The organism is Streptomyces sp. NPDC001787, from assembly GCF_040297465.1.
Classification (GTDB): domain Bacteria; phylum Actinomycetota; class Actinomycetes; order Streptomycetales; family Streptomycetaceae; genus Streptomyces.
The window spans coordinates 23,600-44,394 of record NZ_JBEOZE010000038.1; the positions used below are offsets into that span (position 1 = coordinate 23,600).

16 protein-coding genes are annotated in these 20,795 nt (G+C 71.5%); 5 read left to right on the forward strand and 11 right to left on the reverse strand.

Annotated elements, in window-relative coordinates:
* Positions 1 to 57: 57 nt before the first annotated feature.
* From ABT170_RS34890 to ABT170_RS34920, 7 genes are all read right to left on the reverse strand, one after another.
* On the reverse strand, positions 58 to 333 hold the full coding sequence (locus ABT170_RS34890; RefSeq protein ID WP_351874242.1) for a DUF6052 family protein: 276 nt from the start codon (positions 331 to 333) through the stop codon (positions 58 to 60).
* Positions 302 to 1,612, reverse strand: a complete 1,311-nt coding sequence (locus ABT170_RS34895; protein WP_329941275.1) for a phenylacetate--CoA ligase family protein — start codon at positions 1,610 to 1,612, stop codon at positions 302 to 304. Before ABT170_RS34895 ends, ABT170_RS34890 begins: the two co-directional genes overlap by 32 nt.
* Positions 1,613 to 1,781: 169 nt before the next feature.
* On the reverse strand, positions 1,782 to 2,438 hold the full coding sequence (locus tag ABT170_RS34900; RefSeq protein ID WP_329941274.1) for an anthranilate synthase component II: 657 nt from the start codon (positions 2,436 to 2,438) through the stop codon (positions 1,782 to 1,784).
* Positions 2,435 to 3,919, reverse strand: a complete 1,485-nt coding sequence (locus ABT170_RS34905; protein WP_329941273.1) for an anthranilate synthase component I family protein — start codon at positions 3,917 to 3,919, stop codon at positions 2,435 to 2,437. Before ABT170_RS34905 ends, ABT170_RS34900 begins: the two co-directional genes overlap by 4 nt.
* Before the next feature lie 16 nt (positions 3,920 to 3,935).
* Positions 3,936 to 5,345 (reverse strand): phenylacetate--CoA ligase family protein, encoded by a 1,410-nt coding sequence (locus tag ABT170_RS34910; protein ID WP_351874247.1) that lies wholly within the window; start codon positions 5,343 to 5,345, stop codon positions 3,936 to 3,938.
* A gap of 11 nt (positions 5,346 to 5,356) precedes the next feature.
* Positions 5,357 to 6,103 (reverse strand): flavodoxin family protein, encoded by a 747-nt coding sequence (locus ABT170_RS34915; protein ID WP_351874250.1) that lies wholly within the window; start codon positions 6,101 to 6,103, stop codon positions 5,357 to 5,359.
* Between the two features lie 261 nt (positions 6,104 to 6,364).
* Positions 6,365 to 8,470: an MMPL family transporter gene (locus ABT170_RS34920; RefSeq protein WP_329941270.1), complete on the reverse strand. Its 2,106-nt coding sequence runs from the start codon at positions 8,468 to 8,470 to the stop codon at positions 6,365 to 6,367.
* Positions 8,471 to 9,106: 636 nt separating this feature from the next.
* Between ABT170_RS34920 and ABT170_RS34925 the strand changes: the two genes are divergently transcribed.
* The 4 genes from ABT170_RS34925 to ABT170_RS34940 all read left to right on the forward strand — a co-directional run bounded on the left by ABT170_RS34925 (position 9,107) and on the right by ABT170_RS34940 (position 15,043).
* Positions 9,107 to 10,876: a non-ribosomal peptide synthetase gene (locus tag ABT170_RS34925; RefSeq protein ID WP_351874253.1), complete on the forward strand. Its 1,770-nt coding sequence runs from the start codon at positions 9,107 to 9,109 to the stop codon at positions 10,874 to 10,876.
* 116 nt (positions 10,877 to 10,992) lie between these two features.
* Positions 10,993 to 12,369, forward strand: coding sequence for a condensation domain-containing protein (locus ABT170_RS34930; protein WP_351874256.1), 1,377 nt, complete (start codon positions 10,993 to 10,995; stop codon positions 12,367 to 12,369).
* Positions 12,370 to 12,413: 44 nt separating this feature from the next.
* Positions 12,414 to 13,655, forward strand: a complete 1,242-nt coding sequence (locus tag ABT170_RS34935) for an acyl-CoA dehydrogenase family protein (protein ID WP_329941267.1) — start codon at positions 12,414 to 12,416, stop codon at positions 13,653 to 13,655.
* 143 nt (positions 13,656 to 13,798) lie between these two features.
* A complete protein-coding gene (locus ABT170_RS34940; protein WP_329941266.1) occupies positions 13,799 to 15,043 on the forward strand; it encodes a cytochrome P450 family protein in 1,245 nt (414 codons plus the stop codon).
* Between the two features lie 234 nt (positions 15,044 to 15,277).
* Here ABT170_RS34940 and ABT170_RS34945 read toward each other — a convergent pair whose 3' ends face one another.
* The 3 genes from ABT170_RS34945 to ABT170_RS34955 all read right to left on the reverse strand — a co-directional run bounded on the left by ABT170_RS34945 (position 15,278) and on the right by ABT170_RS34955 (position 18,409).
* The gene (locus tag ABT170_RS34945; RefSeq protein ID WP_329941265.1) at positions 15,278 to 16,627 is read right to left on the reverse strand and encodes an FAD-dependent oxidoreductase; all 1,350 of its coding nucleotides are present in this window, start codon (positions 16,625 to 16,627) and stop codon (positions 15,278 to 15,280) included.
* A gap of 41 nt (positions 16,628 to 16,668) precedes the next feature.
* A complete protein-coding gene (locus tag ABT170_RS34950) occupies positions 16,669 to 17,100 on the reverse strand; it encodes an SgcJ/EcaC family oxidoreductase (protein WP_329941264.1) in 432 nt (143 codons plus the stop codon).
* Between the two features lie 127 nt (positions 17,101 to 17,227).
* The gene (locus ABT170_RS34955) at positions 17,228 to 18,409 is read right to left on the reverse strand and encodes an acyl-CoA dehydrogenase family protein (protein WP_329941295.1); all 1,182 of its coding nucleotides are present in this window, start codon (positions 18,407 to 18,409) and stop codon (positions 17,228 to 17,230) included.
* Between the two features lie 257 nt (positions 18,410 to 18,666).
* On the opposite strand from ABT170_RS34955, the gene ABT170_RS34960 reads away from it, so the two are divergent.
* Positions 18,667 to 20,250, forward strand: coding sequence for a 4-hydroxyphenylacetate 3-hydroxylase N-terminal domain-containing protein (locus ABT170_RS34960; RefSeq protein ID WP_351874263.1), 1,584 nt, complete (start codon positions 18,667 to 18,669; stop codon positions 20,248 to 20,250).
* Between the two features lie 86 nt (positions 20,251 to 20,336).
* Here the strand turns inward: ABT170_RS34960 and ABT170_RS34965 are convergent, their stop codons facing one another.
* Positions 20,337 to 20,795, reverse strand: coding sequence for a hypothetical protein (locus tag ABT170_RS34965; protein ID WP_351874267.1), 459 nt, complete (start codon positions 20,793 to 20,795; stop codon positions 20,337 to 20,339).

Consider the following 20,795-nt stretch of genomic DNA (forward strand, 5'->3'; position numbering starts at 1 on the left):
GATGCCGAAGGGGCGGTACCCCGGCCGGGGTACCGCCCCTTCGGCATCACCGGGCGGTCACACGCTGAGCACCCGGTCGGTGTTCCGGTAGTAGTCGAATTCCACGGCCTGCCCGTCGAGGGCGATCCGGAGCTCGGCGAGCGAGGCCCGTACGGCGGCGAGCACGGACGGGACCCGGCAGTTCTCCGCGAGGTAGCCCAGCGTGCGGTAGCTCTCCAGGAGGTGGATCTCCTGCTCCGCGGTCAGGTACTCGTGCTCGGCCACGGGCTGCCGGGGCGTCAGGATCCCGGCCGCCGGGGGCTCAGCCGTGAGCTGTGAGGACTCGTTCGTCATGAAGTCGTGCCGCCTTCCAGTTCGTTCGGGGCAGGCTGCCCGCCGGAGCCAGCTCCACTTGGGGCCGGATGCCGATCTCGCGCTTGAACTCCTCGGTGATGCGCGCGCACAGCAGGCGCGCGGCCTCCGCTCCGAGCCCTCCCGCGTCGATCTTGACGTGGATGGTGTCGAGACCGCGGACGGTGCGGATCGCGGAGTGGAACTCGTTGACCTCGGCGAAGCCGCGTACGACGTCCTCGATCATGACGGGGGTGATGGAGACGCCCCTGATCTTGCGCATGTCGTCGACGCGCCGCAGGATGCCGCCGTCGTAGAAGTCCCAGGTCCTTCCACAGCCGCACTCGCCGTACGGCCGCTTGACCACCACGTCCTCGGTCCAGTGCCGGAAGAGCTGGATGCTCTCACGGGCCAGGCCGGTGGTGACGCGGACGCCCTCCTCGCCGTAGCCGACCGGCTGGAGGGTCTCGGGGTCCAGCACCTCGTCGTAGCAGGAGGGCTCGTTGATGTGGCAGGCGCCGCGCCGCTGCGGGCACTCGAACATGAAGACACCGCCGAACTCGGTGGTACCGGCCGCGTTGAAGACGCGGGCGCCGAAGGCCTCCTCGATGGTCCGGGTGGTGAAGTCGGAACGCGGTTCGGCACCGGCGAGCATCACCTGGACGTTCGCGTCGCGGGCGAGGTCGACCCCCATCTCGCGGGCGGTCTCGATCAGCCGCATCGCGTAGCTGGGGGTGAGTCCGAGCACTTCGATCCGGTAGTCGACCAGCAGCCGTACGACGGTCCTGGAGTCGAGGCCGCCGGCCGGGACGATGGTGCAGCCCATGCGCTCCAGCGCGTAGTGCATGCCCCAGAACCCGGCGAAGAGGCCGTAGCCGAAGGCCACCAGCCCCTTGTGGTGCGGGCGCACCCCGTTGGCGTGCAGCGCGGTGCAGAAGGTGTCCACGGACCACGCCAGGTCGCGCTCGGTGTCGAACGTGCGGATGGGCGGGTTGCCGCTGGTGCCGCTGGTCTGGTGGTGGCGCACTCCGCGCGAGGGGTCCAGCGAGGGCCAGGTGCCGTACGGAGGTGCGGCTGCCTGGGCGGCCAGCAGGTCCTTCTTGTACAGCAGGGGCATCCGCGCCGCGTAGTCCTGCGGGGAATCGATGCCGTCGGGTATCCGTCCGTTCCAGAACGGCGAGTTCCGCTTGGCGTGGTCGAGGGCCTGCCGGAGCCTGCGCCATTGCCATGCCTCAAGTTGGGGGCGGGGCATGGTCTCCGCCCTAGTGTTCCAGTACGTCACGACGCCTCCGTTGCACAGTGCCGACACCACTGACTCTTCTCGCTCGGCGAGGGCCCGGCATCTTTGGATGTGCGCACTTTGTGTCCGGTGTCCGGTGGTTCGGTGTATTCGGTGTATTCGGTGATCAGGTGGTTCGGGGTTCGGTGGTTCGGTGGTTCGGGGTTCCGCGTCACGCCGCCTCGGCGTCGGGCAGGGCCGTCGTGAAGGCGCGCACCCCGGACAGGAAGTTCGTGATGATGCGCATGCCGTGCTCGGTACGGAAGCTCTCCGGGTGGAACTGGACCGCCTCGACCGGCAGGGCCCGGTGCCGCAGGCCCATCACGTACCCGTCGTCCGCGGACCGGGCCGTCACCTCCAGGCAGGCCGGTACGGTCGTCTCGGGTACGACGAGGGAGTGGTAGCGCGTGGCCAGGAAGCCGTCGGGCATCCCGGCGAAGAGTCCACGCCCGTCGTGCCGGATCCGGCTGGTCTTGCCGTGCATCAGATGGTCGGCCGGCAGCACGCTCGCACCGTAGGCGCGGGCGATGGCCTGCTGCCCCAGGCACACCCCGAACAGGGGGAGCCGGCCGGCGAACGCCCGGACGATCTCGACGTGCCCGGACACATCCGGGTGCCCCGGTCCCGGGCCCAGCAGAATGCCGTCCGGGCGCATCAGCGGCACCTCGTCCAGCCGGAGCTTGTCTGAGCGGACCATGACCGGAACCGCCCCGGCCGACATGAGGTACTGCCGCAGGATGTCGACGAAGCTGTCGAACGCGTCGACCACCAGCACACGCGGCCGCCCGGTGTCCCGCTCACCGGCGGGGTCTGCCACATGCAGTTTCACAGCAACTCCTTTCCGGTGACCGCCCAGTAGGCGGCGCTCATCTTGGCCAGCGTCTCGCGCCATTCGCTCTCCGGGCGGGAGTCGGCGACGATGCCCGCCGAGGCCCGGGTGCGATAGGCGCCGTCGTGGTGGAACAGCGTGCGGATGCACAGGGCCAGGTTGGTGTAGCCGCCGATGTCCATCAGGCCGAGCGCGCCCGCGTACAGGCCGCGGCGGCTGCGCTCGACGGACTCGATGATCTCCATGGCGCGGATCTTGGGCGTGCCCGTCATCGTTCCCGCGGGGAAGAGAGCGGCGATGGCGTCGAAACTGTCCTCGCCCTCCTCGACCCGCGCCTCGACGGTGGAGACGAGGTGCAGCACGTGCGAGTAGCGCTCGACAATCAGCTGGTCGGGCACATCGAGGGTGTCGGCCCGGCAGATCCGGCCGATGTCGTTGCGGCAGAGGTCGACGAGCATGGTGTGCTCGGCGATCTCCTTGGGGTCGCGGGCCAGCGTCCGCGCGGCGGCCTCGTCGTCCGTACCGGTGCGCGGCAGGGTCCCGGCGATGGGCCGCATCACGACCTTGCCGCCCTCGATGCGGACGAACAGTTCGGGGCTGGCGCCGATGGTGCAGTGACCCCCGACGTTCGCCATGTACATGTACGGGGAGGCGTTGCGCTGCCGCAGCCTGCGGTAGACGTCGAGCGGGGCCGCCTCGGAGCGCATCGTCAGCTCGTGGCCGATCTGCACCTGGTAGATGTCACCGACCGCGATGTGTTCCAGACACCGCTCCACATCGGCCCGGAACAGCTCGGGGTCGCTGTCGTCGGTGACCGTCGCGGGGGGCGGGTCCGCGTCGTCGAAGTGCGGGGAACCGGCGTCGGGTTCACGCACCAGCAGCGCCGCGATCTCCTCCTCGTCCAGGGGCGGCCAGTGCTCGGACTCGTGCAGGAGCAGCTCGGTGCCGCCGTCGGTGAGGTCCGTCGTGACACAGCCCTGGTGGAGGACCAGATGAATGTCCGGCAGGGCGGAGTTCCGCTCGATGAGGTACGGGAGTTCCTCGACGTAGCGTGCGGTGTCGTAGCCGAAGTAGGCGAGGAACCCGAAGCGGAAGCGATCCGCCGATCCCCGGGCGTCGAACATGCCCTGGGCGGCGCGCAGCAGCGCCCACAGATCGTCCGTGCCACGCAGTCTCAGCCCCTGGCCGGGTGCCTCGGTGAGCAGCGGCCCGGCCCGCTCCAGCAGCAGCCGGCACAGCGCGGGCCTGCCCTCGACCCGTACGGCGCTCCCCGTGACCGAGAGGGACAGCAGGGCGCCGAACCCGGTGAACTGGTACTTGCGGTCGCGCAGCGGGCCGGCCGCGGATTCGAGGAGGTACGCCTCGTCGGGGCCGAACCGCGCGCAGAGATTGCGGTACGCGTTCAGCAGGTCGACAGGAGGCAGGCGGCGCGTCCGGGTGGTCACGCCGACGGTGCTCACCGCCGGTGCTTGCGGGGTCATCGCGTGCTCCTCCCGTTCATGTCGTGATCGCGTAGCGGTGCGCGACCTTCCGGGCGGCACGCACCGCCCGGTCGAGGCCCGACCTGTGGTCGAGGACCCGGGCGGCCTTCCAGCTGACGAAGGAGCCGGTGTGGGTGACCGGGTCCATGTCCGCGTCGACGGCGATGTCGACCCGGGCACCCGTGCGTTCGCGCAACCGGGCCGCGATGTCGGCCGCCGGGTCCGCCGCACCGGGCAGCAGGTCCATCCGTACGGTGATCCGGTCGCCGTCGGGGCCGCCGTCGACGACGACCTGGTATCCCAGGCAGCCCCGTACGCCGCCCAGTACGGCCGCCTCCAGTTCCGCGGGGCGCAGCAGGGCCTCGCCCAGCGGGATGCGGTCGGCGGCGCGCCCGACGACCTCGACGACCGGGCCGGGCAGTGCCGCTCCGGGCGGCGCCGGGGAGATCCGGACGAGGTCCCCGGTCCGGTAGCGGACCAGCGGCTTGATGCCGTCGATGAGCATGGTCAGGACCAGTTCGCCCTCGCCGTACTCGCCGCGCGGGGCCCCGGTGTCGGGATCGACCAGCTCCGCCAGGTAGTTGGGGGTGGCCAGGTGGAGGGCGCCGCTGTCGGCACCGGTGGCGATGCACAGGGCCTCCTGGGAGCCGTACAGGGCGGGGCGGACGACGGCGTGCGGCCACACGGAGGAGACGTTGGCGGCGAACTCGGGGGTGCAGATCTCACCGAGGACCAGGAACAGCTTGACGGGGAGTTCCGCCAGGTCGTACCCGTAGTGCAGGGCCGCCTTGGCCAGGCTGAGGCACAGGGCGGGGGCGCAGACGATGACCTCGACCCCGAGCTCCTCGATGAGCCGCAGGGCCTTGCGGAAGCCGACCCGGGGGGACTCCGGCCAGATCTTGACGTGGCAGGCGCCGATCGAGGCGGCGACATCGGTGAACACATCACCGAACGCGTACAGCTCCGAGGGCCCCATGAGTCCGACCACCGGCATGCGGTCACCGAAGTGCGTACGGAACAGGCGGCGCCAGGACTCCTCGACGGAGACGTTGGAGGTCGCGATGTCCACGGCGCCCCGGGGGCACGGGGTGGCGGCCCCGGTGGTGCCGTTGGTCTCGTAGTAGATGCTCGCCTCGGAGAGGGGGCCGCTGAGCACGTCGTACATCTCGCGGCGCAGGTCGTCCTTGGTGGTGAAGGGGAGCGTGTGCAGGGTGGCGAGGGTGACGGCCCCGATGTCGACGCCGGCCAGGTGGCGCCGGTAGAAGGGGGAGCGGCAGGTGACGTGCCGGAGCACCGAGGTCAGCCGCCGGGCGCGCCAGTCGTCCAGTTCCCCCGGCGACAGCGTGTGGTCGTGGAAGGCCCGGCTGACACGGCGGTAGCCGGTGAGGAAGTCCTGGAGGTCCGCTCCGGCCGGGGCACAGGGCATGGCCGGCGCGCTCACAGCCGTGCCCACAGTTCGTCGCTGGGCTGCTCGTCCGCCGCGGGAGCCGCCGCGTCCGGTGCGGCTTCCCCGGCGGCGGACGGGCCCGTCTCGTTCAGGGCGAGTCCGATGCGCTCGTTGACCTCGCGTGCGGCGAGCAGGTTGTCACGTCCGGTCAGGCTGCGGTGCTCGTCGAGCAGTTCCATCATGTCGGTCATCCGGTCGATCAGGCGCCGGACGTTGGTCAGGCCCTCGTCGTCCTTGAGCGCGTCTCCCCGGTGGAGTGCGTGGACCGTGGCGGGGAACCCGCTGCCGACCACGATCATGCGGTTGAGCAGCGCGTTCACCGTCAGCTGGGCCCAGACCTCGCCGGCGCTGTAGCGGCGGGCGAGGGAGATGACACCCGCGACCTTGTTGCTCAGCGGCCGGTCGAACCGCAGATAGCCGACCCCGGCCCGTTCGATGAAGGTCTGCATCAGGCTGGCCGTCCCGAAGCCGTGTACGGGAGCGGCGAAGACGATGCCGTCCGCCGCGACCATCTTCCTGATCACCCCGGGCACCCCGTCCTCCAGCGCGCACGGGACCGGTCGGTCGTTGCAGTCGCCGCAGGGTCCGCAGCGCGACATCCGGATGTCGCGCAGGTCAATGGTCTCCCACTCGACCCCCCGCGCCGCGGCGACCGCCGCGGCATGGCGGAGGACATCGCTGGTGTTGCCGTCCCGTTCCGATCCGTTGATCGCGAGGATCTTGAGTGGTGTGGTCACGGGATGTCTCCTTCGCTGGATTCGGCTGCGGGCACCGGGTCCGCCGTGCTTCGGGTCGCTGCCACTTCGGCGACTCCGCGAAATCGTCGCGTCTGCGGGTGTGAGGAGGCATCTCTTGAAATGCTGGGTAGACGTGGTCCGTTCCGGGCGAGGGCACCGGGGGCAAACGCGCCCGTGCCGCCGAGATCCTCCCTGGGAGGGCCTCGGCGGCACGGGCGGAGCAGTGGTGGGACCGTCGGCGTCGCTCGGACGCGCTCCGGCTCAGACGCGCTCCAGCTCGGGCTCCTTGCCGTCGAGGGACGTGCCGGGGGCGGCGGTTTCCCGGTCGGCCGGCTTCGCGGGCCACCAGAAGCGGCGGGCGCCGAGATCGAGCGCGAGCGCGGGAACCAGGATGGTCCGGACGAGGAAGGTGTCGATGAGGACGCCGATACCGACGATCACGCCCATCTGGGCCATGGCCACGAGCGGCAGTACGGCGAAGACCGCGAACGTCGCGGCCAGCACCAGTCCCGCCGAGGTGATCACACCGCCGGTGCTGCGCAGGCCCGCGATGACCCCCTGGGCGTGGCCGTGCAGCGCCGACTCCTGCTTCACACGGTGCATGAGGAAGATGTTGTAGTCGACGCCGAGCGCCACCAGGAAGACGAAGCCCAGCAGGGGGACCGACCAGTCCATGCCGGGGTAGTCCAGGACGTGCTCGAACAGGAGACTCGCGGATCCGAAGGCGGCGAAGTACGAGGCGACCACGGTGGCCAGCAGGACCAGCGGGGCGACCAGCGAACGCAGCAGCAGGGTCAGCACCAGCAGGATGACGAGCAGCACGGCGGGAACGACAACCCACAGATCGCGCTCGGTGGCGTTCACCTTGTCGAGGGTCTGCGCCGCCTGGCCGCCGACCAGCGCGTCCGTGCGCTCGCGCAGCTTCTCGACGGTTCCCTGTGCGGCCTCGCCCGCGGGGGCGCCTTCGAGCACCACGGCCAGCTGGGTCAGTTCGCCGTCCGGTGTGCGGCCCGCGACGGTGACGTCGACGACGCCGTCGGTCCCCTGGACCGCCTTGGTCACGGCATCGGTCTGCGATGTCTTCACGATGACGACGGCCGGGTCGGCGGCACCGGAGGGGTAGTGCTTCGCGAGCGTCTCCTGGGCAGCCGCCGAGTCAGGCTTGCCTTCGAGCAGTTCGGACTGTCCCAGGCCCATGTTGACGCCGAAGGCACTCAGGGCCAGGACGCCGGTGACGGCCAGCGACAGCAGCCAGGACCGGCGCGGACGGGCGGCGACCACGTTGCCGACGCGATCCCACACCGAACGGGCGGCGCGCGGGGTCGTGCCGTAGCGGGGAATGAGGGGCCAGAACAGCCAGCGGCCGGCGATGACGAGGAGGGCGGGCAGGATGGTGACCATCGCCAGGAAGCCGAAAACGACGCCGATCATGCCGACCAGGCCCATGGAGCGCGAGGAGTTCATGTCGGCCAGCCCCAGGCAGGCCAGGCCGACCGCGACGGTCGCGGCGGAGGCGAGCAGCGTGGGGCCCGAGCGGCTCAGGGCGATCCGCATCGCGGCGTGCCGGTCCTCGTTGCGGTACAGCTCCTCGCGGTAGCGGGAGATGAGCAGCAGGGCGTAGTCGGTGCCGACCGCGAAGACGAGCACCATCAGGACGCCCGAACTCTGCGGGTCGACCTGAAGACCCGCGTACTCGGCGAACAGGTACGTCCCCGCCTGGGTCAGCACGGAGGAGAAGCCCACCGCGAAGATCGGGAACAGCCACAGGAAGGGGCTGCGGTAGGTGAGAAGGAGCAGGATGATGACGACCAGTGCGGTGGCCGCCATCAGCGTGCTGTCGAGCGTCTCGAAGATCTTCACGGCGTCGGTCGTCACGGCGGCGATGCCGCCGACCTCGGTCGTGACACCGGGCGGTGCCTGCGCGGCGGCGACGGTACGCAGCTCCTCGACCTTGTCCGCCATGACCGCCTGGTCCGTGGAGGACAGCGGTACGACCACCATCAGGGCCTTGCCGTCCTTCGAGGGGACCGCCTCGGGGATCTGCTGCCCCTTCGCCGCGATCTTCGCGAACGCGGTGCGATCGGCCTCCACGGCCGCGCGGACGTCACTGCCCAGGACCTCGTCGCCGCTGTAGACCGCGACGGCCGCCATGAGCTCGTCCGTACGGAACTTCTCCAGCTCGGTGTTGACCTGCGTGGACTCGGCACCGCGCGGAAGGAACGCGTTCGCGCTCGTGTCCTGGACCTCACCCACCTTCCCTGCCAGGGTGCTGAACGCCATGACGGCGATCAGCCAGCCGGCGAGAACGATCCATTTGCTGCGTCGACCGGCGGGCACGGCGATGCCTGCCTTGAGCCAAGCTCGCATGGGGTACTCCTTTTCAGTGGGGACGTCCTGGGCGCCGGACGCGCCCAGGCCGTTCGAGCGGGCGGGTCCGGGCTGCGGCCGTGCTGAGCCGGGGTGCGGTGGGGTCCGGTGAAGGCCGGCGGCACGGAGTCAGCGCTGTCGCCACGACTGCCCTGGCCGTGGACGGCGAAGCGCACGGCGGGCTCCGGATCCGTACGCTCCGTGCCCCGCGCACGCGCCGAACGGTCCGCCGGCCAGGACCGGCACCCCTTCCTCCACGGAGTGGACATGGGCGATGGCGTCACCGTCGGCGAGCTGGACGGTCTTCATGGTTCTCCTGGATGAGCGGCTCTTACGCGGGTGCACACGGAGGTGCCGCGATCAGGCTGCCCGGCGACGGACCCGGTGCGCATCTTCGAGCGTGCTCTCCGTGATCGCGGGCGGGAACCGGGTGCGGCGCGAGGACCGCGTGCGGGTGGCCGGATCCTGGTTCCCGGCAGGTCCGGGCATGAGTGACGTTCCGTCAGATATGCACGGCAATCCAGGAGATGCGGCCCCACGGCGCGTTCTGTGAACGTGGCCGCCATACCCGAGAGCGCGCCGTGCCGGGCCACATCGCCCGCGGACGCGGATACGGCTGAGCGGATTGGACGGACGATGGCCTTCAGCAATTCCGAGGACACCGCCTCGGTGCAGCGGCGCTTCGCCGCGCAGGCGGCACGGACGCCCGACGCCGTGGCCCTGTCCGGACCGGACGGGTCCCTCACCTACCGGGAGCTCGACCGCCGCGCGAACCGGCTCGCCCACCGGCTGCTCGCCCTCGGGGTGCGCCCCGAGGAGCCGGTCGCGGTCCTGATGGAGCGCTCCGCGGACCTGGTCGTCTCCCTGCTCGCCGTGGTCAAGGCGGGCGCCTGCTACCTCCCCCTGCACAGTGCCCACCCGGTGGAGCTGATGCGGCGGATCGTGGACCGCGCCGGGGGCCCGCTGATCCTGACCGACGCCGTGATGCGCGGCCGGGCCGGTGTGCTCGGCGGCCGGCTGCTGGAACCGGCCGCCGACGAGGCGCTGGCCACGATGCCCGACCACGACCCCGGCGTCGCCTCGCACCCCGACCATGTCGTCTATGTCATCCACACCTCCGGATCGACCGGCGAGCCCAAGGGCGTCGCCGTGACGCACCGCGGGGTGCTGGGCCTGGCCGCCGACTCCTGCTGGGACGGCGAGGGCCACCGGCGGATCCTGTCCGTGGCCCCGTACGCCTTCGGGGTGTCGACCTACGAACTGTGGGTGCCCCTGCTGCGCGGCGGCCAACTGGTGCTGGCACCGACCGGCGAACTGAACCTGGACACGCTGCGCCGGCTGTTCGTGGCCGAGCGGATCGGCGCGGTGCACCTGACCGCCGGCCTGTTCCGGGTGTTCGCCGAGGAGGCGCCGGAGAGCTTCGCGCCCCTGTCCGAGGTCCTCACCGGCGGCGACGTGATCGCGCCGACGGCGGTACGCCGGGTCCTCGAAGCCTGCCCCGGGCTGGTCGTCCGGGCCATGTACGGCGCCACGGAGGTGTCCTCGTTCGTCGCGCACGCGGCGATGACCTCCGTGGACGACTGCCGCGAGGGCGTGCCGGTGGGCCGCCCGATGGACACCGTCGACGCCCGGCTGCTGGACGACCGGCTCGCGGAGGTGCCGGACGGCGAGGTCGGCGAACTGCACATCGCGGGCGAGCGGCTGGCGGCCGGGTACTTCCACAGCCCGTCCCTGACCGACGAACACTTCGTCACCGGCCCGGACGGCGCACGGATGTACCGCACCGGCGACCTGATGCGCCGCGGCGCCGGCGGGCTGCTGGAGTTCGCCGGACGCTCCGGTGACCAGGTCAAGATCCGTGGCTACCGGGTGGAGCCGGCCGAGGTCGAGCATGTGCTCGGGCAGCTGCCCGGTGTGGCGCACGCGGCGGTCGTGGTCCGTGAGCCGCAGCCCGGCGACAAGCGGCTCGCCGCGTACGTCGTACCGCGCGGGACCGGCCCCGGGGACCTGCGCACCGCGCTGGGTGGCCTGCTGCCGGAGTACGCGGTGCCCGACACGTTCACGGAGCTCGCGGCCCTGCCGCTGACCCCCAACGGCAAGCTGGACCGGGCGGCGCTGCCCGAGCCCGCGGCGCCCGCGGCCACCGCCACCGCGTCCGCCCCGTCCGGCGAACGCCAGCGCCTGCTGTGCACGCTGGTCGCCCAGGTGCTCGGGGTGCCGGAGATCGGCCCCGACGACAGCTTCTTCGACCTGGGCGGTCAATCGCTCCAGGCGATGCGGCTGATCGCGCGCATCAAGGCCGAGTTCGGCGCCGAGCTGACGGTCGGCGATGTCTTCAACAACCCCACGGTGGCCGAGCTCGACAGCCACCTCACCGAGCTGTCCACGGCCGCGATCGCGGGGTGACCGGGCGCTCCCGCCCGTCCGCCGCCCGTCGGGCCCCTTCGCACCTCCCCACCACCGCACGGTCCATCCCGGTCGGCATCCCGGACCGGTCATCGCAGGAGAAAGGACTGGTCCACGTGACCATCACCGACGTGTCCCCGGAGACCGCCGAGCCCGGCCGCCGTATCCCGCTGTCGTTCAACCAGGAGTTCCTGCGCGGCTTCGACAAGGGCGAGACCGATGGCGCGTTCGGACACCGGCACACCCTCGTGTGCGGCTGGCGGGTGACCGGGACGCTCGACACCGAGGTGCTGGGCCGGGCCCTGAACGACATCGTGGAGCGCCACGAGGTGCTGCGCACCTCGATCCACGGCGACGAGTCGGGCAGTCACCAGGTCGTCCACCCCGCCACGCCCGCCGAGCTGCGGGTGGTGGACCTGCCGGACGACGGCCGCCCGCGCGACGAGCGCGCCGAGGCCTTCCTCAACGAGCTGGACGCCGCTCCCTTCAGCGTCTCCGTGCTGCCGCACCTGCGGGCCGAGTTCGGCCGCTTCGACGCCACCGACGGGGTCCTGGTCCTGGTCACCCACCACACCGCCACCGACGCCTGGTCCGTACAGCTGCTGATGCGCGACCTGGCCACCGCCTACGCGGACCGGGCCGCGGGCCGGGCCCCGCAGGAGACCGGACCGGTGCACCAGTACCAGGAGTTCGCCCAGTGGCAGCAGGACAGCGCGGACGGGCCGCGCACGGAGCGCGAGCGGGCGTACTGGAGCGAGCGGCTGGCGGGGGCCGAGATCACCGGCATCACCACCGACCGCCCGCGCGAGGACGTGCCCGCCGCCTACGGTGTGCACCGCTTCGTCTTCGACACCGAGCTGTCCAAGGCCGTCACCGGGTACGCGAAGGCCACCCGCAGCACCCCGTTCATGGTCCTCGCCGCGGCCTACAGCCTGCTGCTGCGCGGCCTGACCGGCACCACCGACGTCGTCTTCCCGACCTTCTCCTCCGGACGGTACGAGGAGCGGTTCGCGGACTCGGTGGGCCCGTTCTTCAACTTCGTACCCATCCGCATCGACACCACCGGCTCCGCCACCTTCGGCGCGGTGCTGGAGCAGGCGCGCGCCGCCTGCCTGGGGGCGTACCAGCACGAGATCCCGTTCGCCCACATCGCGCAGGACAGCCCCTCGCTGCTCGCCCCGTTCGCCGACGGCTTCCTGGCCGTCGTCGCCTTCGAGGTGCTCCAGTCCCCGTTCGCCGGGGAGAACGGCGGGACGGACGGCCCGCGGTTCGCCGAGATCCGCCGCCGGGTCCTGTCCCAGAACGTCAGCTCCGCCATCCCGGACGGCGGGCTGTGGGCCATGGACGTCCTGCCGGACGGTGATCTGGCCGGCAGCCTCAAGTTCGACAACAACCGGTTCGACGAGGCCACCGCCGTGGCGCTCGTGGAGCGCTTCCGAGCCCTGCTGCACACGCTGGCAACGGCTCCGGACACCGCTGTCGACGCCGGCTGAGCCCGCACCGCCCGCGCCCACCGAGACGTAAAGGGACCAGATCCATGACGACGACTCTGCCCGGCACCTTCGCGGCCGGCCCCGTGTCACCTCCGGAACCCGGCCTCACCCCGGACGAACTGGTCGCCCGCGCCGAGGCCCTGGCCGCGACGCTCGTCGGGCGGCAGGCGGAGACCGAGGAGCGCGGCCACTACGCCGAGGACACCCACGAGGCCTTCTCGCGGGCCGGCTTCTACCGCATCCTCGTACCCCGGCGCTACGGGGGTTACGGGTTCGGCCCCGAGACCTTCGTCAGGGTCGCGACGGCGCTGGCCCGCGGCTGCCCCTCGACGGGCTGGATGTATCTGTTCGGGGCCGCCCACGCGCTGGTGGCGGGTGCGGTGTTCGACGAGCGGACGCAGGACGAGCTGTTCGCCGGCGGCGAGTTCATCTGCCCGGCGACCGTCGCCCCCACCGGGTCGGCCGAGCCGGACGGCGAGGGCGGCTGGGTGCTGAACGGCACCTGGAACTACTGCTCGGGCGCGCCGTACGCCACCCACTTCATCGGCCACACCCTGATTCCGCAGGGGGAGGGGCAGCCGCCCGCGCCGCTGATGTTCGTCGTCACCCGTGACCAGTTCGAACGGCTCGACGACTGGGGCGACCAGCTGGGTCTGCGCGGCAGCGGCTCCCACAGCCTGCGCGTCGAGAACGCCCGCGTCCCGGCCCACCACACCCTCGTCGGGCACCTCAGCCAGCTGCCCGTCACCGACGAGCTGCCCGGCCGGGTCCTGCACGGCGGTGAGTACGGCGGCGGCCCGCTCAGCTTCATGCTGCTCGAACTCGGCGTGCTCGCCGTCGGCATGGCCAAGGGCGCCCTGGACGCGTACGAGGAGCTGATGCGCGAGCGCACCACCTCCTTCTTCCCGATCGTGCCGCGCACCGAGGACCCCGACTACCAGTTCCGCTACGGCGAGGCCACCGGGCTCATCGCGACCGCCGAAGCGGCCGTGCTGCACGCGGTCGGTCAGTGGCAGGCGCTGTGCCACCGCGAGGCGGCGGCCTTCACCCGGGAGGAGGAGCTGCGGCTGGCCACGGTCAGCCGCGAGGCCGTACGGCTGTGCTGGCGGGCGGTGGAGAGCCAGCTCTTCCCCACGGCCGGGTCCAGTTCGGTCCGGCACGGCGAGCGGATCGAGCGGGTGTGGCGCGATCTGTCGATGCTGCACAGCCACGCCGGCAACGGCATCTTCCTCGCCACCCACGCCAACCGCGAGCTGTCGCAGGCCCACTTCGGCCCGCGCGGCTGACCGGGCCCGCCGCCTCCCGGTGCGGTGCGGGAAGCGGCTGACCGGCCCCGCCCGCTCCCGCACCGCACCGCCGCCTGCTCCCGCACCGCCCGTACCGCCGCCCGCCCCGCCGTCCCAGGCCAGAAGAGAAACCGGATACTCCCATGGAGCAACGCTGCCCGTTCGCCCTCGACACCACCGGCCGGGACATCCACGGCGAGGCCGCCGCCCTGCGCGAGCAGGGCCCGGCCACCCAGGTGGAACTGCCCGGCGGAGTGGTCGCCTGGTCGCTCAACAGCCATGACGTCATCAGGAAGGTGCTCACCGACCCGCGGGTCACCAAGAGCGCGCGGTCCCACTGGCCGGCCTTCGTCAACGGCGAGATACCGCCGGACTGGGAGCTGATCAGCTGGGTGGCCATGGACAACATGGTCACCTCCTACGGCAAGAACCACGTACGGCTGCGCAAGCTGGTCGGCAAGGCGTTCACCCCGCGCCGCACCGAGGCCTTCCGGCCGCGCGTCGAGGAGCTGACCAAGCAGCTCCTGGACGCCCTGGAGACGGCCGGGCCCGACGAGGTGGTGGACCTGCGGGAGCGGTTCGCCTACCCGCTGCCGGCCCGGCTCGTCGCCGACCTGATCGGCATGGAGGAGGAGGCCCGCGCGAAGACCGCCAAGGTCATCGACGCGATGGTCGACACGACGGTCACCCCCGAGCAGGCGCAGGCCGTGCTGGCCGGCTGGCGCGGGGCGATGGCCGACCTGATCGCCGACAAGCGGCGCGAGCCCGGCGAGGACATCACCAGCGACCTGGTCGCCGCGCGGGACGAGGACGGTACGGCGCTGTCGGAGGAGGAACTCGCCGACACCATCTTCGCCATCCTCGGCGCCGGTTCGGAGACCACGATCAACTTCTTCGACAACGCCATCACCGCCCTGCTCAGCGATCCCGCGCAACTGGAGCTCATCCGCTCCGGCCGGGCCACCTGGGACGACGTCATCGACGAGACGCTGCGCGTCGAGTCACCGCTGGCGCACCTGCCGCTGCGCTACGCGGCCGAGGACATCGAGCTCGACGGGGTCACCATCCCCCGGGGCGACCCGATCCTGGTCAACTACAGCGCCGTGGGCCGCGATCCCGAGCTCCACCCGGACAACCCCGGCACCTTCGACCTGACCAGGCCCGACAAGGCGCACCTCTCCTTCGGGGTGGGCCCGCACTACTGCCTGGGGGCCGGAATCGCCCGACTGGTCGCCACGACGGGGCTGTCCCAGCTGTTCGAGCGGTTCCCGGACCTGTCGCTGGCCGTGGAGTCCGGTGAACTCCAGCCGCTGCCGACGTTCATCATGAACGGTCACCGCAGCCTCCCGGTCCGCCTGACCGCCCCGGTCCCGGCCGCCGCCGGCTGACGCGGCCTCCGCGACCGCACGCACGCACGCCAGAAGGGCTGCCCCGGCCGGACCGGGGCAGCCCTTCTGGCGTTCCCCCGGCGCGCCCGCCCCACGGCGGCACGACGCCCGCACACGGGACGAGAACGGCGCGACAGCACGACGCCCGGCCGGGGAATCCGGCCGGGCGTCGTGGGCGGGCGTCGTGCGGTCCCGGTGCCGCGGGTGGACGGTCAGGCCGCCGCGGGTGGAATGTCAGGCCGCCGCGGCCTGCTTGCCGCGCCGTGAACCCTTGAGCACGCGGTACATCATGCGCGGGCTCATCAGGGCCTGCGGCGATTCGACGAGGCCCGCCACCCGCATGAAGGTGCCGGTGATGCGGCCGTCGTGGACCGCCGCCGCCTGGAGCCGCGCCATGTACGCGCCGCCCGTACGCACCTTGGCGTTCCGTACGCCTTCGACCTCGGGGTAACCGAGATCGCCGCCCGCGGAGAAGTCCCAGGGGACGTCGATGACACCGGAGACGTCACGATGGAACTCCAGGGGCTGCGGCACGGGACCGCGGCTCAGGTGGCCGGCGAGCACCTTGGCCTCCATCGCGGCGACCGTCATGCCCTGTCCGTAGACCGGGTTGAAGCTGCACGCCGCGTCGCCCATCACCAGCAGCCCGGCGGGGAAGGTCCGCAGCCGCTCGTAGTGGCGGCGCACGCTCGCCGGATAGCGGAAGGTCGCGCCGTCCCCGACGGGTTCGGCGTCCTGGAGGACGTCGTAGATGTCGGAGACCGGAAGGGTCTTGGACCAGGCCAGGAACCCCTCCAGGTCGGCCGGCGCGCTGTCGCCCAGCACACCGGTCAGCGAGACGGTGATGAGCCCGTCCTCGATGCGGGAGAGGAACGCCCCGCGCCGGTGGCTGGGCGAGGACACGGGGTTGATGGACAGGTCGCCGTTCAGCACGGAGAGATCCGGCAGCCGGAAGCGGCGCGTGGTGTAGCTGAGGTCGATCTTGATGCGCTCCTCTTCGGGACGCTCGTACCCGAACTCCTCCAGCCACGTCGGTGTGCGCGAGCCCCGGCCGCTGGTGTCCACGACGAGCCCGGCATCGAGGACCTGCTCCGCGTCCCCGGGCCGCTGGCCCTGGACACGGACCCCGGTGACGGTGGAGTGCGCGCCGTCCGTGACGAGGCCGACGATGTCGTGCCGGTCGAGGAACGTCACGTTCTCCAGCGCCGCGACCCGCTCCCGCACCCGGCCCTCCAGCAGCGGACGGGTGGCGGAGACGCACACCAGCCCCGTGGTGGCGGGGCTGAGCCGGCGGCCGTTGAAGTACCAGCGCAGCTCACCGAGATCACCCGTGGGGATACCCGCCGCCACGGCCTCCTCGGTGAAACCGGGGAACAGCTCGTCGAGAATCTGCTGCCCGCGGGCGAGCAGACCGTGGACATGGCGGCCCTGGGGCACACCCCGGCGCGCCTCGGCGCCCGGGGACATGTCGTCGCGGTCGACGACCACGACATCGCGGTACGTGTCGGCGAGCACCCTGGCGGCCAGCAGGCCGGCCATGCTGCCGCCGAGAACCACCGCGCGGCCTGCGTTCGTTACGGCCATCGCGGTCACCTCCTTGTGGCAAGTACGGAGCGGACGGGACGTCAGGCGGCGTGGAGGGGGGTGTTCTGGTACGCGGCGAGGTGCCAGCCGCCGCCGCGCTTGACCACGACCCAGGAGCCGTGGACGGCACGCTCGGGGCTCGGCTCGCTCTGCCCCGGGGCGAGGATGCCGCCGCGGGTGATGAGGATGCCGGACTCCGCGTCGGCGAAGCGGATGTCGACCGGGGTGCCGGTGACCCGGGTGCCCTTGAGGGGGCCGGTGAACGCCTCGGCCATGAAGCCGGCGATGGCCTCCTGGCCCTGCTGGAAGACGCCGGGCAGGATCATCGTGCCGTCGGGGGTGAAGACATCGGCGAACGCCTTGGCGTCGTGCGCGGCCCAGGCGGCGACGATGCGGCCGGGCACGGCCGCGACGGCGGCCTTGTCCTCGTCGGAGATCTCGATGATGGGCGCGTCGGTGGTCTGAGCAGTCATGTCCGGTGGGCTCCTCGGTCGTGTCGAATGCGGTCTCGTCCGGTGCTGTGCGGTCTCGTCCGGTGCGGTGCGGTGCTGCGGGCTGGACTGGTGCCGTGCGGGCTGCCTCCGCCGGGTGCGTGAGGCGTCAGATGTAGAGCGTGTTCGGCTCCTGGCCGCACAGGATGCGGCCGTAGAGCTCGTTGTTCGTGTTCGGGTTCATCAGGGCGTGCAGGTTGATCGCCTGGATGTCGCGGACGACGCGCTGGATGGGGATGTCGCGGTAGATCGAGGAGCCGCCGCTGGCGGAGGCGAACAGGTCGACGGCCTCCTTGGCCAGCCGGCACACCGCACCCAGGTCGGCGCGGGCGCGGGCACGCTCCTCCAGCGTCCAGGTGTCGCCGGACTCGCCCTTGCCGTCCACGAGCGCGGCCAGCCGGTGGGCGTGGAACTCGGCCTGGTCGGACTTGAGCGTCGCCTCGGCGGCCTGGAAGTGGGTGAGCGGCGCCTCGGCCTGCTGCTGGTACGAGGTGTAGGTGATGGTGCGTCCCGGCAGCCGCTCGAAGAACGTGTCCCGGGCGGCATGGGCCAGTCCCAGTGCGGTGCCCACCGAGGAAGCCGAGGCGACGGGCAGCAGCGGGACGCGGTAGACGGGCGTGTCGGCGTTCAGCTCGGAGGCGTAACTCCCCTGGAGGATGGCGCCGAGCGGCAGGACGCGCTCCTGCGGGACGAAGAGGTCCTGGGCGACGGTGCTGACGCTGCCGGTGGCGCGCAGACCGGAGGTGTCCCAGTCGTCGATGATCGTCAGGTCGTCGATCGGCACCAGGGCCATCACCGGCTGCGGCGGTCCGTCGGGACCCTGCAGGACGGCGATGATCTCCTGCCAGTGGCTGTGCCGGGCGCCGCTGACGAAGCCCCACTTGCCGTTGACGGTGATACCGCCCGGCGCCGGTGTGGCCAGCGCGGACGGGCTGAGGGTGCCGCAGATCCGGACGTCCGGGGTCGAGAAGACCTCGTCCTGGACGCTGTCGGGGAACACGCACGTCATCCAGGTCGGAATCCAGGTGACGGCCGTGGTCCAGGCCGCGGCGCCGTCGGCGCGGCCGAGAGCCGCCGCGACGTCGACCAGCGTACGGGTGTCGGACTCGTAGCCTCCGTAGCGCTTGGGCACCCGCAGCCGGAAGAGTCCGGCGTCCGCCAGTGCCTCGACGGTCTCGTCCTGGAGCCTTCCGTCCTGCTCCGCCTGCGCGGCGTTCTTCTTCAGAAGCGGTGCCAGCTCGACTGCGCGCTGGACGAGTTGCGCCCGCGTGGGGATGTCGGCGGTCAGCATCGATTTCCTCCTGGACGTGACGATCGTGGAGAGGGGCAGTGCTGGAGAGACCGTCACACCGGCAGGGGAGAAGAGGCACCTCTTGGATTGCGCACCTGGCACCGGCGGCACGGCGCACGAGGACCGCGCCGCCCCGCGCGGTGGTCCCGCACGCAGGGAGAAGCCCCGGCCGCCGCCGGCTGTCACGATGGCAGCCCGGCACGCCCGCCGCCGCGCCCCGGTGTCGGGCGGTGAGGGGATTCGAGGGAAGAGGGCTCATGACCGATCAGCACCGCTCCGGCGCCGAGAGCCGTCCCGGGTCCTCGGTGAGCCGGCCGCTCACCGGCGACGAGTACATCGAGAGCCTGCGCGACGACCGGCAGGTGTTCCTGTACGGGGAGCGCGTCAAGGACGTCACCGCCCACCCGGCGTTCCACAACCCGGTACGGATGACGGCACGTCTCTACGACGCCCTGCACGACCCGGCCACCCAGGACGTCCTGACCACCCGGACGGACACGGGCAGCGGCGGACTGACCCACCGCTTCTACACCACACCGCACAGCGCCGAGGACCTCGTCGCCGACCAGCAGGCCATCGCCGCGTGGTCCCGGATGAGCTACGGCTGGATGGGCCGCAGCCCCGACTACAAGGCGGCCTTCCTCGGCACGCTCGGGGCCAACTCAGAGTTCTACGGGCCCTTCGCCGACAACGCACGGCGCTGGTACCGCGAGGCCCAGGAGAAGGTCCTGTACTGGAACCACGCGATCGTCCATCCGCCGGTGGACCGCAGTCTGCCGCCGGACGAGGTGGCCGACGTCTTCGTGCACGTGGAGAAGGAGACCGACGCGGGGCTCGTGGTCAGCGGTGCGAAGGTGGTCGCCACCGGCTCGGCGCTGACCCACCACAACTTCATCGCGCACTACGGACTGCCCATCAAGAAGAAGGAGTTCGCGCTGGTGGCCACGGTGCCCACCGGCGCCCCCGGGGTGAAGCTGATCTGCCGCCCCTCCTACAGCGCCACCGCGGCCGTGATGGGCACCCCGTTCGACTACCCGCTGTCCTCGCGGCTCGACGAGAACGACACGATCCTGGTGATGGACAAGGTCCTCATCCCCTGGGAGAACGTGTTCATCTACGGGGACATGGCCAAGATCCAGACGTTCTCCTCGCAGTCCGGCTTCATGGAGCGCTTCACCTTCCACGGCTGCACCCGGCTCGCCGTCAAGCTGGAGTTCATCGCGGGGGCGCTCGCCAAGGCCCTGGAGGTCACCGGCACCCAGGACTTCCGGGGGGTACAGACCCGCCTCGGTGAGGTCCTGGCCTGGCGCAACCTCTTCTGGGGCCTCTCGGACGCGGCGGCGCGCAACCCGGTGAAGTGGCACAACGGCGCGGTACTGCCCAACCCGCAGTACGGCATGGCCTACCGCTGGTTCATGCAGATCGGCTACCCGCGCGTCAAGGAGATCATCGAGCAGGACGTCGCGAGCGGCCTGATCTACCTCAACTCCAGCGCGGACGACTTCAAGAACCCCGAGATCCGCCCCTACCTCGACAAATACGTACGGGGTTCGAACGGCATCGAGGCGGTGGACCGGGTCAAGGTGCTGAAACTGCTGTGGGACGCGGTGGGAACGGAGTTCGGCGGACGCCACGAGCTCTACGAGCGCAACTACGCCGGCAACCACGAGAACACCCGCACCGAGCTGCTGTTCGCGCAGACCGCCTCGGGGCAGATCGACGACTACAAGGCGATGGTCGACCAGTGCATGTCGGAGTACGACCTGGACGGCTGGACGGTGCCCGACCTCTCCTCGTTCGAGGGACTCAGGAGCATCCGCAGGAATCTGCCCGGCAGCTGAGCCACGCGTCCGACGGAGGCGGCACGGGCGTCCACCGGCAGCGGCAGGGGGTGTGACCGGGACGGCTCTCCAGGCGTCCCGGTCCGTCACCCGTTCGGTCCGGTGCCGCCGGTGGGGATACCGGCCGCGGGGGTCTCCACCAGCAGCCGTTCACGCACGAGCCGGTAGCCGATCGCCCGGTTCACGGCGAGCATCGGCGCGTTCTCGCGGTTCACGGTGACCGTGACCGACCCGGCCTCGGGGAACAGCTCGTGCAGCCGCAGTGTGTGGCGGGCCTTCATCCAGCGGGCCAGCCCGCCGGTCCGGTGTCCGGGCAGTACGGCGGTGTCGTGCTGGTCGGCCGCCCGCGCACCGGCATCGGCCACCGTGGCCACCGTCGCACCGACGACCTCGCACGAGGGCAGATGGACCACCGCGCCGACGAGCAGTCGCTGCCCGGCCATCTCCGCCTCCCAGGCACGGACCGCCGCGGTGTCCCAGGCCCGGGACGCCATCTGCAGCGCGGCTCCGGGCGCGTCCAGCACATGCAGGTCCAGCCGCAGCAT

Coding starts and splice junctions, on each gene's coding strand:
- ABT170_RS34965 (WP_351874267.1), bottom strand. CDS start 20,795: ATGCTGCGGCTGGACCTGCATGTGCTGGACGCGCCCGGAGCCGCGCTG.
- ABT170_RS34890 (WP_351874242.1), bottom strand. CDS start 333: ATGACGAACGAGTCCTCACAGCTCACGGCTGAGCCCCCGGCGGCCGGG.
- ABT170_RS34920 (WP_329941270.1), bottom strand. CDS start 8,470: ATGCGAGCTTGGCTCAAGGCAGGCATCGCCGTGCCCGCCGGTCGACGC.
- ABT170_RS34905 (WP_329941273.1), bottom strand. CDS start 3,919: ATGACCCCGCAAGCACCGGCGGTGAGCACCGTCGGCGTGACCACCCGG.
- ABT170_RS34940 (WP_329941266.1), top strand. CDS start 13,799: ATGGAGCAACGCTGCCCGTTCGCCCTCGACACCACCGGCCGGGACATC.
- ABT170_RS34960 (WP_351874263.1), top strand. CDS start 18,667: ATGACCGATCAGCACCGCTCCGGCGCCGAGAGCCGTCCCGGGTCCTCG.
- ABT170_RS34945 (WP_329941265.1), bottom strand. CDS start 16,627: ATGGCCGTAACGAACGCAGGCCGCGCGGTGGTTCTCGGCGGCAGCATG.
- ABT170_RS34910 (WP_351874247.1), bottom strand. CDS start 5,345: ATGCCCTGTGCCCCGGCCGGAGCGGACCTCCAGGACTTCCTCACCGGC.
- ABT170_RS34935 (WP_329941267.1), top strand. CDS start 12,414: ATGACGACGACTCTGCCCGGCACCTTCGCGGCCGGCCCCGTGTCACCT.
- ABT170_RS34950 (WP_329941264.1), bottom strand. CDS start 17,100: ATGACTGCTCAGACCACCGACGCGCCCATCATCGAGATCTCCGACGAG.
- ABT170_RS34955 (WP_329941295.1), bottom strand. CDS start 18,409: ATGCTGACCGCCGACATCCCCACGCGGGCGCAACTCGTCCAGCGCGCA.
- ABT170_RS34925 (WP_351874253.1), top strand. CDS start 9,107: ATGGCCTTCAGCAATTCCGAGGACACCGCCTCGGTGCAGCGGCGCTTC.